Raw genomic sequence first — 14,791 nt, 5'->3', positions numbered from 1 at the left:
GTGCTGAGCCGTATCGTCGCAGGTCAGGGCATCATTCCGGCCGGACCGTGACACGGCGTGGTGGTCACTTCTTCTTGGCGCGCTTCTTGCCCTTGGGCTGGACGCGCTGGCCCTGCCCGGCCGCGGCCTCCTCGGCCGCCTTCGCCTCGGCCGCCTTGCGCTCGGCCTCACCGGGGATCGGCTTGCCGCGCCTGGCGAGCCGCTCGTGGTACGCCTTCTCCGCGGCCGAGCCGGGGGCGGGACGGTTCCGGATGACGTAGAACTGCTGGACCATCGACCACACGTTCGTCGTGAACCAGTAGAGGAGGACACCGATCGGGAAGTTGATGCCAGAGACCGCGAAGACGATCGGCATGACGTACATGATCAGCTTCTGCTGCTTCGCGAACGGGTTGTCCAGCGCGGACGCCGGCATGTTCTTCGTCATGAGCTGACGTTGCGTCAGGAACGTCGTCAGCGACATGAGGATGATGAGGACGACCGTGACGATGTAGGTCGCCGGGTTGTTCGCCCCGAGGAAGGTGTCGGACAGCTGGGCACCGAAGATCGTGGCCTGCTCGGCCTGACCCGCGACCTCGCGGGTGATCGGGCCGATGGCCTCCTGCTTCCCCGCACCGATCTCGTCGAGTCCGTTGAGCACGCGGAAGAGACCGAAGAAGAACGGCGACTGCACGAGGATGGGCAGACACGAGGAGAACGGGTTGGTGCCCTCCTTCTTGTAGAGCGCCATCGTCTCCTGGGTCATCGCCTGGCGGGACTCAGGGTCGGTCTTGCCCTTGTACTTCTTCTGGATCTTCTGCAACTCGGGCTGGATGAGCTGCATCTTGCGCGAGGCGTTGATCTGCTTGACGAACAGCGGGATCATTGCGGCCCGCATGACGATGACGAGGCCGATGATCGACAGGCCCCACGCCAGACCGGAGGCCGGGTCGAGGCCGAGCGTCGTGAAGACCTCGTGGAAGCCATACATGATCCACGCGACGAGAAGCTCGATCGGTCGGAGCACGCTGTTGAAGAAGTCGCCCATGCTGTCCTTCGTGTCGGGTCGGCGTCACCGCCGGGGTTGGCCCGTCCGCTGCTGGCAGACGGGTCAGTGGTCAAGTCTGTGCACTCGTCGACTGCTGCGAGGCCGGCTCGCTCGGCGTCGGCGGGATGTGACGTGCGATGAGCTCACCGTCGTCGGGATGTCCCGGAAGCGGCGGCACGTGGTCGACGCCGCCGGCTGTCCACGGGTGACACCTGCCCAACCGCCGGAGCGTGAGCCAGGTTCCCCGGAACAGGCCGTGCCGACGCAAAGCCGTCACGGCATACGCGGAGCAGGACGGGAAGTAGCGGCACGTCGCCGGGGTCATCGGCGAGATGAGCAGCTGGTAGGCGCGCACGACCCAGACGAGAGGCTGTGCCGCGACCTGACCGAGCGTCATACGGACGCCTCGAGACGACGAATTGCCTTGTGCAGCAACAGTTTCAGCGCTTCGGAGAGTTCCGCGAAGGTGGCCGTCGCAGCGGCCGGTTGCGCTCGGACGACGACGTCGACGCCATCCGGTATGCCGGCCAGCTCGCCTGCGAAGACCGCGCGCAGTCGGCGCTTGGTCCGGTTGCGGACGACGGCGTTGCCCACGGCCCTGGACACGACGAAACCGACCCGCGGCGGGAGTCCCGCACGAGAGTCGGTCACGTTGGCGTGCACCACGAGGATCCTCGATCCGGCTCGCGTCGCACCGGGGGCCCGGATCGCCGACGCGAAGTCCGACCGCTCACGCAGTCGGTGCCGCGCCGGCAGCACCGTCAGCCTCAGGCGGAGAGCTCGGAGCGGCCCTTGCGGCGGCGGGCGGAGAGGATGGCGCGGCCCGCGCGGGTGCGCATGCGCAGGCGGAAGCCGTGGGTCTTGGCCCGGCGACGGTTGTTGGGCTGGAACGTACGCTTGCTCACGGTCGATCTCTTCTCGAGGGGCGGCGATCCCCCACGACGGTCGGCCGGGAGGGTCTGGCTTCGGGTTGGTACTGGTGGTGCTGGCTCGTGGCCGTGCGGGCTCAGGGTGCGCAGGACATGCGTCACCGGCCGCCGCAACAGGCCTGTCAACGGTACGGGAGAGCCGTCATCGTGGTCAAACTCGCACGGAAGCGCCCACGGCAGACGCCGAACCGCCTATGCTCTCACCTCACGACGTCCGGACCACGGCACGACACGCCGGGTCCGGCACAAGAACTCTCGCGGGGTCCCCGCACAACCACGGCTCCGGAGTTGCCGCCCCGGCACCGGGTTGTTAGCGTCTCGCGGCATACCCACAGACTGTGGACAACCCTGTGGACACAGGGCATGACGCGAGCGGAGCAGGGAAGGAACGGGTGGTCCGGTGCCGGACGTGGGGATGGACCAGATCTGGCGCACGACCCTCGATGCCCTCGACAACGACGGGATCCCCGTGCAACAGCGGGCCTTTCTCTCGCTCGCCCGGCTCGTGGGACTGCTCGACGACACCGCACTCATCGCCGTCCCCAACGACTTCACCAAGGACATCGTCGAGACCCGGCTGCGGGAGCGGGTCACCGAGACGCTGAGCAGCCAGCTCGGCCACGACGTCCGGCTCGCCGTCACCGTCGACCAGTCCCTCGCCGACGCGCCGGCTCCCGAGGCGAATGACCCGGAGCCCGCCGCCACACCGGAGGCGAGCACGGCAGGCCCCACCCAGGGGGGCCCTGCCTCGGGGTCCGACGCCCCGGCTACCGACGCCGACGGTCGCCGGGCCAAGCGACGCGCCGAGCTCGACGGCATCGCGCTCGTCGACGACGACGTGGACATCGAGCAGGACGGCTCCCGCCCCGACCACGCGGGGACCGCCGGCGCCGGAGCCCCGCCTGCGACGACCGCGACCCCGGCACCCGGCGCACTGCGACCCCGCCCCGGCGCGACCGTCCCGGAGCAGGTCGAGCTCACCCGGCTCAACCCGAAGTACACCTTCGACACCTTCGTCATCGGCGCGAGCAACCGGTTCGCCAACGCGGCGGCCCTCGCCGTCGCGGAGACGCCGGCCAAGGCGTACAACCCCCTGTTCATCTACGGCGAGTCCGGGCTGGGCAAAACCCACCTGCTGCACGCCATCGGCCACTACGCGCGCAACCTCTTCCCGCACGTGAAGGTGCGCTACGTGAACTCCGAGGAGTTCACCAACGACTTCATCAACAGCATCCGCGACGACAAGGCCGCGAACTTCCAGCGCCGCTACCGCGACGTCGACGTGCTGCTCATCGACGACATCCAGTTCCTCCAGGGCAAGGTGCAGACCCAGGAGGAGTTCTTCCACACGTTCAACACCCTCCACAACGCGAACAAGCAGGTCGTCATCACAAGCGACCTCCCGCCCAAGCTGCTCAGCGGCTTCGAGGAGCGGATGCGCAGCCGGTTCGAGTGGGGGCTCATGACCGACGTGCAGCCGCCCGACCTCGAGACCCGCATCGCGATCCTGCGCAAGAAGGCCGCCCAGGAGAAGCTCTCGGTCCCCGACGACGTGCTCGAGTTCATCGCGTCACGGATCACGACGAACATCCGCGAGCTCGAGGGCGCGCTCATCCGCGTCACGGCCTTCGCCAACCTCAACCGGCAGCCGGTCGACATCTCGCTCGCGGAGATCGTCCTCAAGGACCTCATCCCGCACGACTCGGCGAGCCAGATCACGCCGGCGACGATCATGGCGCAGACGGCGGCCTACTTCGGCCTCACCCTCGAGGACCTGCAGGGCCAGTCCCGCTCGCGCGTGCTCGTCACGGCCCGGCAGATCGCGATGTACCTCTGCCGCGAGCTCACCGACCTGTCCCTGCCCAAGATCGGCCAGCAGTTCGGCGGCCGCGACCACACCACGGTCATGCACGCCGACAAGAAGATCCGCCAGCTCATGGCCGAGCGCCGGGCGATCTACAACCAGGTCACCGAGCTGACGAACCGGATCAAGCAACAGTCCCGCTGACGCGCCACGCTGACGCTTCACCCTGCCGCGCCACCCTGACGCACCCGCCATCGCGCCCGGAACGCCACTCGTCCACACGGTTGTCCACAGCTGTGGGTCCGCCGTCATCGTTTCGTCACCTGCGCAGTCCCCGCACGACACGTGGGCCCTGCCGCACGAACCCTCATCCACGCCCTGTGGACAACCATGTGGGAAACCGGGTGTGGACAGGTCTGTGGACGGTGTGGGGACGGGTTGGGGACGCCGAGATTCCCCGGTTTGTCCCCAGAAGCTGTGGACAACTGTGGACAACCACAGGACGGACGTGGACGGCGGGTGACAGGTTCGTGGACGCCACGGGACGGCATACGAACCCTCAACAGCCAGCCACGACGCGTCCACACCCGGTCCACGCGTCGTCCACGACCCTGAAACCCACCCTGACCTGCGCGAAGAGACCGTTGTCCACAGGATCCACACCTCCGACAACTCTGATGAGATCCCTCAACCTGATGTCCTGCCCCGATGACCTGCCTGTGGAACGACCCGACCCGACCCGCACAGCCCCAGACCGAGCGCTCCGTGCGGGTGCCGAGTGTCACGCTCGTGTACTAGGGTCTGTGGTCCCGCCTGCGCCGTGCTGCACGGCACGTCGCTGAGCGGGCTGCGTCGTGTGCGAGCCGAGGGCTCGCCTCCCCAAGTACGCCCAGAAAACAGTGAGGTATGCCGTGAAGTTCCGCGTCGAGCGTGAGGTCCTGGCCGAGGCGGTCACCTGGGTGGCCCGTGGGCTGCCCGCGCGTCCGCCCGTGCCCGTCCTCGCCGGCATCCTCATCGAGGCCAGCGACGAGGGGACCGTGACGCTCTCGGCGTTCGACTACGAGGTCTCCGCGCGACTCACCGTGCCCGCCGAGGTCAGCGAGGCCGGCACCGTGCTCGTGCTAGGACGCCTGCTCGCGGACATCTCGCGCAACCTGCCGAACAAGCCGGTCGACGTCGAGGCCTCGGGCTCCAAGGTCCAGGTCACCTGCGGCTCGAGCCGGTTCTCGCTGCTGCAGATGCCGTCCGAGGACTACCCGACGCTGCCGACCTCGCCCGAGGCGAGCGGCTCGATCGACGGCCAGCTCTTCACCCAGGCGGTGAGCCAGGTGTCGGTCGCAGCCGACCGCGGCGACACCTTGCCGATTCTCACCGGCGTGCGGGTCGAGATCGAGGGCGACACGATGACCCTCCTCGCGACCGACCGCTACCGCCTCGCCATGCGCGAGCTCACGTGGAACCCGAGCGACAGCTCCGCGAGCCACGTCGTCCTCGTCCCGGCGCGCACGCTCACCGACACGGCGCGTTCGCTGGGCGCCTCGGGCTCGATCGAGGTCGCCCTCGGCGACGCGGCCGGCGGTGACGGGCTCGTCGGCTTCGAGGCCGGCTCGCGGCGCACGACGACGCGGCTCCTCGACGGCGAGTACCCCAAGGTGAGCTCGATCTTCCCGACCTCCTCGGACACCGAGGCCGTCGTCAGCACGGCCGAGCTCGTCGAGGCCGTCAAGCGTGTCGCCCTCGTCGCCGAGCGCAACACCCCGGTGCGGCTGCGGTTCACCGAGGGCCAGGTCGCCATCGAGGCCGGCACCGGTGAGGACGCCCAGGCGAGCGAGGCCGTCGAGGCGACGCTCACCGGCCCGGACATCGAGGTCGCCTTCAACCCCGGCTTCCTCCTCGACGGCCTCGGCGCCGTCGGCACCGACTTCAGCCGGCTCTCGTTCACGCAGCCGTCGCGGCCCGCCGTGCTCTCCGGACAGGCCGAGGCCGACGGCGAGGCGGACACGAGCTACCGCTACGTCATCATGCCGGTGCGTTTCGCGTCCTGAGGCGGCGTAGCGTGGGCGGTGGTCTCGCGGTCGCACGTATGCCGCGCGGCCGGCATACGAGGACGACGCACCGCGGCGACCACGCACCGTGGACACGAAAATTCACTCACCACAACGCTTTTCGCACCAACGTGAAGGGGTAGCAATGCAGCTGGGACTCATCGGCCTGGGCAAGATGGGCGGCAACATGCGCGAGCGCATCCGCCGCGCGGGCCACGAGGTCGTGGGCTACGACCGCAACCCCGCCGTCTCCGACGTGAAGTCGCTGCCCGCACTCGTCAAGGCGCTCGACGCGCCGCGCGTCGTGTGGGTCATGGTCCCGCACGGTGACCCGACCCGCGAGACGATCAAGAAGCTCTCCGAGCTGCTCGACAAGGGCGACCTCGTCATCGACGGCGGGAACAGCAAGTTCACCGACGACCTCGAGAACGAGAAGCTGCTCAAGGCCAAGGGCATCGGCTACCTCGACTGCGGTGTCTCCGGCGGCATCTGGGGCCTCGAGAACGGCTACGGCCTCATGGTCGGCGGCACGAAGGCCAACGTCGCCAAGGCGATGCCGATCTTCGACGCACTGCGGCCGGAGGGTCCGCGCGACGAGGGCTTCGTCCACGCCGGCGACACCGGTGCGGGCCACTACGTGAAGATGGTCCACAACGGGATCGAGTACGGCCTCATGGCCGCGTACGCCGAGGGCTACGAGCTGCTCGAGAAGAAGGACATCGTCAAGGACGTGCCCGGCTCGTTCAAGGCGTGGAGCCGCGGCACCGTCGTGCGGTCCTGGCTGCTCGACCTCATGGTCAAGGCGCTCGAGGAGAACCCCACGCTCGAGGACGTCTCGGACTACACGGCCGACTCCGGCGAGGGCCGCTGGACCGTCGAGGAGGCGATCAACCTCGCCGTGCCGATGCCGGTCATCTCGGCGTCGCTGTTCGCGCGGTTCGCCTCGCGCCAGGAGTCCTCGCCGACGATGCAGGCCGTCGCGGCACTGCGTGGCCAGTTCGGTGGACACCAGGTCATGACGATCGCCGAGGGTGACCAGCTGCGCGCCGAGGCGACGAAGGGCGTCAAGACCCCGGAGGCCTCGAAGCGCAAGGCCGCCCGCAAGGAGAAGCCGGTCAAGAGCGCGAAGAAGGCTGCGGCCGTGGGTCGCAAGGCCGCGGCGGCTGGTCCGTCGTCGGGTTCGGGATCGACGGGTTCTGCGGCTGGTCCGACGTCGGGCACCGGCTCGACCCGGGCGCGCTCGACGGGTGGCCGGGCCGCGGGTTCGGCGTCGACGCGCAAGGCGGCCGCGAAGAAGGCCACGACGCGCAAGGCCGCTGCGAAGAAGGCCTGAGCACCCCCACGGTGTACGTCCGGCACCTCTCCGTCGGCGACTTCCGCAGCTACCCCAGCGCCGAGGTCGCCCTCGAGCCCGGCATCACGACCTTCGTCGGGCTCAACGGGCAGGGCAAGACCAACCTCGTCGAGGCGATCGGCTACCTCGCGACCCTGTCCTCGCACCGGGTGTCGGCGGACGCACCGCTCGTCCGTTTCGGGGCACAGCAGGCGGTGATCCGTGGCGCGGTCGTGCGCGACGGGCGGGAGACGCTCGTCGAGCTCGAGATCACGCCGGGCCGGGCCAACCGGGCACGCCTGGGCAAGTCGCCGCTGACGCGCACCCGGGACGTGCTCGGCCAGGTCCGGACCGTCCTCTTCGCGCCGGAGGACCTGGCGCTCGTCAAGGGTGACCCGTCGGAGCGGCGACGCTTCCTCGACGACCTGCTCGTGCTGCGCCAGCCCAAGTGGGCCGCGGTGCGGGCCGACCACGACAAGATCCTCAAGCAGCGCGGCGCCCTGCTGAAGTCCGCGGCGCCGGTGCTGCGCGGCCGGGGCAAGCGGCGGCGTCCCGTCGAGGGGGTCGACGCCGACGAGGCGCGCGAGAGCGCCCTACACACCCTCGACGTGTGGAACGCCCAACTCTCCGCCGTCGCGGTGCCGCTCATCTATGCCCGGCTGCGGTTGCTGCGCGACCTCGGACCGTTGCTCGGCAAGGCCTACGACGAGGTGAGCGCAGGGCAGTCCGACGCCCGGGTCTCCTACCGTTCCTCGCTGCGGGAGCCGATCGCCTCGCGGATCGCCGCCGGGGAGGTGCCGGAGATCGCCGAGATCCACGACGAGCTCGTCGAGTCCTACGCCGAGGTCCGCGACCAGGAGATCGAGCGCGGGGTCAACCTCGTCGGACCGCACCGCGACGACGTCGTGCTCTCCCTCGGGGAGCTGCCGGCGAAGGGATATGCCAGCCACGGCGAGTCCTGGAGCTTCGCGCTGGGACTGCGGCTCGCGGCATACCAGCTGCTCCGCCACGACCTCGGTGACGACCCGATCCTCATCCTCGACGACGTCTTCGCCGAGCTCGACTCGGGCCGGCGCGAGCGCCTCGCGGCGATGGTCGCCGACTGTGAGCAGGTGCTCATCACCGCCGCGGTCGAGGCGGACGTTCCCGAGGCGCTGCGCGGCCGGACGTATGCCGTGTCGCTGGGTGAGGTGACCGCGCGTGAGTGACGACGTGAATTCCGTTGTGGGAGAAGGGGATTCGCGACGACGTGGATCGGGCGGATCCGGCGACGGTGGTGAGGTTTCACGTGAAACGGTCGGGGACGCGGCGGCTGTCGACGAGAGGGCCGCGAATGACGCGGCGCTCGAGGACCTCGAGTCGGCTCCCGCGGACGCGCTGGCCCGGGCGCGAGCGGCGGCCCGGGCCAAGGGGCTGCGCCCGGGGGTGAAGCCGAAGCGCCGGTTCCGGGACGTCACCGGGGGTGGGGGTGAGTCCCGGCGGGGTGGCCGGGACCCGCAGCTGCTCGGGGACGAGCTCGACGCGTTCGTCTCCGAGCGCGGGTGGAAGGTCGACGTCGCCGTCGGCTCGGTGATCGGCCGGTGGGAGTCGATCGTCGGTCCGGAGGTCGCGCAGCACTGCCGGCCGGTGGAGTTCGTCGACACGGTGCTCACCGTGCGCGCCGACTCGACGGCCTGGGCGACGAACCTGCGGCTCATGTCGAACACGCTCATGGGTGCGCTGGCCCGTGAGGTCGGTGAGGGGACGGTGAGCGCGATCCGGGTCGTCGGGCCGAGCGCGCCGTCGTGGTCCCGCGGCGGACGGCGGGTCCAGGACGGCCGTGGACCGCGGGACACCTACGGCTGAGCGCGCGGGGCGCGCAGAGGTTCGCCGACCGTTCACCTCGCGCTCGCCCACCGCCGGCGACCGTGGGAGACCGTCGGACCCATGATCCTGAGACGCCTCCTCTGCGCGGCCGTTCCCGCGGGACTCGCTCTGTCCATCGCTGCGGCCCCTGCCCCCGCCGCGACCCCGACCGCCTCCAGTCCCGGCTCGGCCGCGACCGACGCCCTGCCGCTCGGCGTGGCGACGCTGCCGGAGACCCGGACCAGCACGACGCTCGCCCGTGGAGTGACGCTCACCCGAATCGTGCGCGGTGCGACCCCCGCGGCACCCGAGGACATCGCCACCACCGACGAGGGCCCGTGGGTGGTCAACACCCTGACGATCGAGCCTGCGGCAGCGCGCGGTCGACTCGTCGCGACCTACGGTCCCGACCTGGCCCGCACCGAGAGCGTGTCGGACCTCGTGGGGTTCACTGGCGGCCTCATCGGCACCAATGCCTCGTTCTTCACCTTCACGGCGAGTGCGCAGTACCCCGGGGACCCGGTGGGGCTCGGGGTCTTCGAGGGCACGCTGCTGTCCGAACCGACCACGGACCCGGCGGAGGAGGATGTCGTCTTCGACGGTCAGAGCGGCCGGATGGTGTTCGGGAAGGTGCAGTGGTCCGGCTCGGCGGTCGACAGGCGCACTGGAGCCACGGTCACCATCAACGCCGTCAACCACCCGCCGGGCGCGACCGGGGAGACGGACTGGATCACCCCGGAGTTCGGTGCCCGCACTCCATCCGGTCCGGGTGCCGAGGTCGTGCTGGACCGTCGCGGATGCGTCGTCCGCACGAGTTGGACGACGCGGGGAACCGCCCTGTCCGCGGGACAGTCGGCGGTGCAGGCCACGGGTCCGGAGGTCACGGCGCTGCAGGCCGTGGCCGGTCCCACGACGTGCTTGACCCTGCGCCAGTCGGTCGAGGACGCCGTGGGCAACCGGCTTCCCCTCACCCCGAAGACGTATGGCGTCAATGGGCGGTACCGACTGACGGAGGACGGCCGAGTCGTTGCTCCCGTCGGGACGGGCAGCTTCTTCGGCCGCAACCCGCGCACGCTCATGGGTCGCACCGCGGAGGGCACCATCGTCCTGGCGACGATCGACGGTCGCATGACGAGCAGTGTCGGCACCACCATCGCGGAAACCGCCGCGGTCGCCCGATCCCTGGGACTCGTGGACGCCGTCAACCTCGACGGAGGTGGCTCGACCACGATGGCCACTGCAGCGGGTCCGGTGAACACCCCGAGCGGCAGCGGGAACGTGCAGCGTCCGGTCGGGGACGCGCTCGTCTGGGTTCCCGGGCGCTGACGACGGCAGTGCGCCCTCACGGGCCCAGCCCGACCGGTCTGAACCGGACCGGCCGTCCCTCGGGGTGCGGGTGTCGGTGCCGAGGGTGAGGATGGACGCATGAGCAGCACCGACCAGCCCCTGACCTCGACGCCCGCCAAGCACGAGCCCGCGCCGAGCCCGGTGTGCTGCTCGATCGTCCCGCCCTACGTCCTCGAGGCACTCGCCACCTCCGGCCAGCCGCACCTCGAGGAACGCGCCCGCGAGACGCTGCGCCTCGACAAGCTCCGCTACGAGCGGATGGCCCGCCAGCGCTCGCTCCAGCCGGACCCGACGACCAGCCCCACCGCCAGCCCCAGCCCGAGCGTCAGCCGCAGCGAGGCTCGCGCCACCGAGGAGGCGCCGAACCGGCTCATCCACGACGCCAAGAACACGACCGACCTCCCCGGCACCCAGGTCCGCAAGGAGGGCGACCCGCCCACCGACGACACCGCGGTCAACGAGGCCTACGACGGGCTCGGCGCGACCTGGGAACTGTGGAACGCGGCATACGGGCGCAACTCCCTCGACGACCGCGGGCTCGGCCTCATCGCCACCGTCCACTACGGCACGAACTACGACAACGCCTTCTGGGACGGCACCCAGATGGTCTTCGGCGACGGCGACGGCGAGATTCTCCTCGGGTTCACCCGCAGCCTCGACGTCATCGGGCACGAGCTCGCGCACGGCGTCACGCAATACACCTCCGGCCTGAACTACCAGGACCAGTCCGGAGCCCTCAACGAGCACGTCTCGGACGTCTTCGGCATCCTCGTCAAGCAGCGCACCCTCGGCCAGAGCGCCGAGCAGTCCGACTGGATCATCGGCGCCGAACTGCTCGCCCCCGGCGTCCAGGGCGTCGGCCTGCGCTCGATGAAGGAGCCGGGCACCGCCTACGACGACCCGCGCCTCGGCAAGGACCCGCAGGCCGGGCACATGGACGGCTACGTCGTCACCGACGACGACAACGGCGGCGTGCACATCAACTCCGGCATCCCGAACAAGGCGTTCCACCTCGTCGCGACGACCCTCGGCGGCAACGCGTGGGAGCGGCCCGGCGCGATCTGGTACGGCGCCATCACCGGCGACATCAAGGCCGACTGCGACTTCCCCACCTTCGCTGCCCTCACCGAGACCGCGGCGGAGAGCCTGTATGGCGCGGACTCACCCGAGGTGGCTGCCGTGCGTGACGCGTGGCGCGCCGTGGGCGTCACGGACGGCGCGGGGACGGATGGCGGCGACACCGGCGGACCGGGCGGCGAGACGCCACAGCCCACCCCGACCCCAGAGCCCTCGCCCAGCCCCACGCCGTCACCCAGCCCGACACCCGCACCGAGCCCCACCCCTGGGCCCCGGCCGGAGCCGGCACCCGACTCGGACCCCGACACCACTCCGAGCGAGGGCGCGCCGCAGCAGGTGAGCGTCCGGCGCACCGGCGGCGTCGCGGGCATGGTTCGCGAGCGCACCGTCGACCTGGCCGAGCTCCCCCGGGGTGACGCCGACGAGTGGCGCACGCTGCTCAGCAGCCCCACCCTCAGGCGGCTGGCGCAGGAGCGGATGGTCCCCGACGCGTTCCGCTACGGCGTGAGCTGCGAGGAGCCGCCGCTCGACGTCACCATCCCCGAGCCGGCGCTGCCGCGGCCCGTGCGAGAGCTCTTCGACAGGACCCTCGAGCTCTGAGCCCCGACCCAGCGGGCCACCGGCTCGACGATGGGTGACGCACCCCGCCACGCGATCCATCCGGTGAGCACGGCGACGCACGCCCCGAGCAGCGAGTACCCCACGCGCCCCATGACCTCCCACTGCACGAGGTAGATGAACAGCGACGCCGACGCGAGCGGCACGAGCAGCGGCACGACGAACGCCGGCACCCTGACCGCCCGCACCCACGTGAGCACGAGCAACCCCGCGACGATCGTCCACTCCCGCTCCATGTCGCCACCGAAGAACCCCGGAACCACGGCGAGGACGTATGCCGTGAGCAGCCAGCGCTGCCACGTCGCCGAGGCCCGGGCCATCGCCCAGCCGAGGGCGAAGAGCCACAGCACCATCGCGGCCCGGCCGTTGACGTGGTGCGTCCCGACCGGGACGAGCCCGAACCGGAAGACCAGCCCCGCGACCGCGAGGGCCAGCGGCACCGCGAACGGACGGGCCCGCTCGAGCCGGTCCACCCACGGGATCACGAGCAGCACCGCGAGCAGCGCGAGGATCTGGACGACCGCCTCGACGAACCAGTACCGCCACTGCGCGTTGACGTCGTCCCCGGCCACCGACGTGAGCAGGGCAGCGTTCCACCACGAGTAGCGCTCGTCGATGAGCACGAGCACCGCGACCCACACCATCGCGGGCAGCGCGATCCGGGTCAACGACTCCAGGACGTGCGCGACCCGACCGGCCCGGCTCTCCCCCGACAGCTGGAACCGCGCGAACGCGAACCCGGCGACCGCGAGCAGGACGTGCGCGCCACCGCGGACCTCGATGACCTCCGCGTGGGTGAGCACGATCGCGACGATGGCGAGTGCCCGCAGGACGAGAGAGGTCTCGAGCGAGCGCAGCCGCAGCCACGACAAGCGGTTCGGCGCCCGGTCCGGTGCATCGTCGTGGGCGGTCGGTGCGGCGAGCTCGGCGAGCTCCCGAATCGGGCGGACGTGCCACGACGGCGGGAGCGTTCCGAGGAGCCCTTCGAGGCGGACCGACGCCTCGACGTACGAGAGCGAGTCACCGCGCAACGTCACGAAGCTGTCGTCGACCGACGCGTCCGGCCGGTCGAGCACGTCCGCATAGATCCCACGGATCCCCTCGGCGAGATTCACGCCGGTCCCGTTCTGGTCCGACTTATTGCGCTTTCCGGCCCGTTCCGACATCGGTGACTCGTCCGCAGTGCGGCCGGAAAGCGCAATAAGTCGCTCCGTGGTGCCGGAAAGCGCAATAAGTCGCTCGGTGAGGCTTGGTCTGTCCACCTTGCCGGACGCGGTCCGGGGGACGTCGGCTGCTGCGACGGGTGCGACGACGACGGCGGCGCGCGGGACGGCATACCGGTCACTGACGAACGAACGCACCTGCGCGACAACGGAATCCGTCGCGTCGACGACCGTGACGAGCAGGCGGTCGCCGCCGTCCATGACGTATGCCGTGTGGTCCAGCCCCGGAAGGTCGCCCAGATCGCGTTCGATCCGGTCGAGGTCGAGCCGCAGCCCGACGACCTTGGCGAAGCGTCCGAGCCGTCCGACGATCTCGACGAGCCCGTCGGCGGTGAAGCGGGCGAGGTCGCCGGTATGCAGCGTGGTCACCTCGGCGCCGCGTGCCAGGTCGGCCGGCTCGAGGGCGTAGCCCATCATGACGTTGCCGCCCTCGTAGGTGAGCTCACCAACCCCACCCGTCCCGAGCTCACCCAAGTGGACGGTTGGGGACACGGAGTCAGCGGCCATGTCGTCCTCCACGGGTGCCAGGGCGAAGTGCCCGCCCCGCACCGCGACCCCGATCGACGTCGGGTTCTCCGACGCCAGCCGCGCCGGGAGCGTCGCCATCCGGGCGGTCGCCTCGGTCTGGCCGTACATCACCGTGAAGTCGAAGCCCCGCTCCTCGCCGAGGCGGGCCCAGCGGCGCACGGCGTCTGGCGCGAGCCGTCCGCCGGCCTGGGTGACCGAGCGCAGCCGCGGCAGCTCCCGCGACGCGAACCCGGCGGCGTCGAGGAGGTCGAAGGTGTAGGGCACCCCGGCCAAGGTCGTCCCGCCCGCCGCGACGAAGGCCGACCAGAAGCACTCGTCCACGACGGACAGGTCGGTGAGCAGCACCGACGCCCCCACCGACAGGTGGCTCAGCAGGACCGACAGCCCGTAGCAGTACTGCAGCGGCAGCGTCGTCGCCGCGACGTCGTCGCCCGTGATCGCGAGCGCGTCGACGATCTGGGCCGCGTTGCAGTCGACGTTCGCGGCCGAGAGCCGGACGAGCTTGGGCGAGCCGGTGCTGCCCGAGGTCGAGAGCAGCAGCGCGAGGTCGGGGTGCAGGTCGTGCGCCGTCCCGGCCCGCCGCGAGACCAGCGCGTCACCGCGGGCCACGACGTCCGGGTCCCACGCCTCCCACCACGACGGCTCCTGCGGCGCAGCGGGTCCGGGACCTCCCGGGGACGCACACAGCGCCGGGTGCCCGCCGGCGAGGCAGGCGAGCAGCGTCACCACGGTCTCGACGTCGTTCGACATCTCAATGGCGACGAGCCGCGGGGTCTCCCCAAGCGCGCGTCGACGCGCGTCCACGCGCGCCGCGAGGCCGGCATACGTCAACGTCTCGAGACCACCGGAACCACCGACCCAGGTGAGCGCCACGGCGTCACCGAACGACCGCAGCCGCCCGACGAGGGCGACGCGGTCACGGGCGCCGGCCACGGTCGTCACAACCCCGCATGATAGGGGGGTTTGGACAGGCTTGCCTAACCTGCGACACAATGCACCGTCACCCTCCGTGTCA

Annotated in this window: 12 protein-coding genes; 7 read left to right on the top strand and 5 right to left on the bottom strand. The window is 70.7% G+C overall.

Features of this window, described 5'->3' with window-relative positions; genetic code table 11:
- Window positions 1-64: 64 nt before the first annotated feature.
- From yidC to rpmH, 4 genes are all read right to left on the bottom strand, one after another.
- On the bottom strand, window positions 65-1,027 hold the full coding sequence (gene yidC, locus BCF74_RS08115) for a membrane protein insertase YidC (protein ID WP_106297456.1): 963 nt from the start codon (window positions 1,025-1,027) through the stop codon (window positions 65-67).
- Between the two features lie 70 nt (window positions 1,028-1,097).
- On the bottom strand, window positions 1,098-1,424 hold the full coding sequence (gene yidD / locus BCF74_RS08110) for a membrane protein insertion efficiency factor YidD (protein WP_106297455.1): 327 nt from the start codon (window positions 1,422-1,424) through the stop codon (window positions 1,098-1,100).
- Complete coding sequence (rnpA, locus tag BCF74_RS08105; protein WP_106297454.1) at window positions 1,421-1,786, bottom strand: ribonuclease P protein component; 366 nt, start codon at window positions 1,784-1,786, stop codon at window positions 1,421-1,423. Before rnpA ends, yidD begins: the two co-directional genes overlap by 4 nt.
- Window positions 1,787-1,794: 8 nt before the next feature.
- Window positions 1,795-1,932 (bottom strand): 50S ribosomal protein L34, encoded by a 138-nt coding sequence (rpmH, locus tag BCF74_RS08100; protein WP_106297453.1) that lies wholly within the window; start codon window positions 1,930-1,932, stop codon window positions 1,795-1,797.
- Between the two features lie 439 nt (window positions 1,933-2,371).
- Between rpmH and dnaA the strand changes: the two genes are divergently transcribed.
- From dnaA to BCF74_RS08065, 7 genes are all read left to right on the top strand, one after another.
- Window positions 2,372-3,964 (top strand): chromosomal replication initiator protein DnaA, encoded by a 1,593-nt coding sequence (dnaA, locus tag BCF74_RS08095; protein WP_106297452.1) that lies wholly within the window; start codon window positions 2,372-2,374, stop codon window positions 3,962-3,964.
- Between the two features lie 707 nt (window positions 3,965-4,671).
- Window positions 4,672-5,805: a DNA polymerase III subunit beta gene (gene dnaN, locus BCF74_RS08090; protein WP_106297451.1), complete on the top strand. Its 1,134-nt coding sequence runs from the start codon at window positions 4,672-4,674 to the stop codon at window positions 5,803-5,805.
- Window positions 5,806-5,950: 145 nt separating this feature from the next.
- Window positions 5,951-7,138 carry a phosphogluconate dehydrogenase (NAD(+)-dependent, decarboxylating) gene (gene gnd, locus BCF74_RS08085; RefSeq protein ID WP_106297450.1) on the top strand — a complete coding sequence of 396 codons (1,188 nt, stop codon included), beginning with the start codon at window positions 5,951-5,953 and terminating at the stop codon, window positions 7,136-7,138.
- An 11-nt stretch (window positions 7,139-7,149) separates the two neighbouring features.
- On the top strand, window positions 7,150-8,346 hold the full coding sequence (recF, locus tag BCF74_RS08080; RefSeq protein WP_106297449.1) for a DNA replication/repair protein RecF: 1,197 nt from the start codon (window positions 7,150-7,152) through the stop codon (window positions 8,344-8,346).
- Window positions 8,339-8,983, top strand: coding sequence for a DciA family protein (locus tag BCF74_RS08075; protein WP_106297448.1), 645 nt, complete (start codon window positions 8,339-8,341; stop codon window positions 8,981-8,983). Before recF ends, BCF74_RS08075 begins: the two co-directional genes overlap by 8 nt.
- 81 nt (window positions 8,984-9,064) lie before the next feature.
- Window positions 9,065-10,309: a phosphodiester glycosidase family protein gene (locus BCF74_RS08070; protein ID WP_106297447.1), complete on the top strand. Its 1,245-nt coding sequence runs from the start codon at window positions 9,065-9,067 to the stop codon at window positions 10,307-10,309.
- A 99-nt stretch (window positions 10,310-10,408) separates the two neighbouring features.
- Window positions 10,409-12,007: a protealysin inhibitor emfourin gene (locus BCF74_RS08065; RefSeq protein WP_106297446.1), complete on the top strand. Its 1,599-nt coding sequence runs from the start codon at window positions 10,409-10,411 to the stop codon at window positions 12,005-12,007.
- On the opposite strand, the gene BCF74_RS08060 is transcribed toward BCF74_RS08065, so the two are convergent.
- The gene (locus BCF74_RS08060; RefSeq protein ID WP_245889269.1) at window positions 11,905-14,718 is read right to left on the bottom strand and encodes an AMP-binding protein; all 2,814 of its coding nucleotides are present in this window, start codon (window positions 14,716-14,718) and stop codon (window positions 11,905-11,907) included. The two genes, BCF74_RS08065 and BCF74_RS08060, sit on opposite strands and share 103 nt — an antisense overlap.
- Window positions 14,719-14,791: the final 73 nt, after the last annotated feature.

Origin of the sequence: Knoellia remsis (assembly GCF_003002895.1) — a bacterium.
Classification (GTDB): Bacteria; Actinomycetota; Actinomycetes; order Actinomycetales; family Dermatophilaceae; genus Knoellia; species Knoellia remsis.
This window is presented reverse-complemented; position numbering and strand designations above follow the sequence as displayed.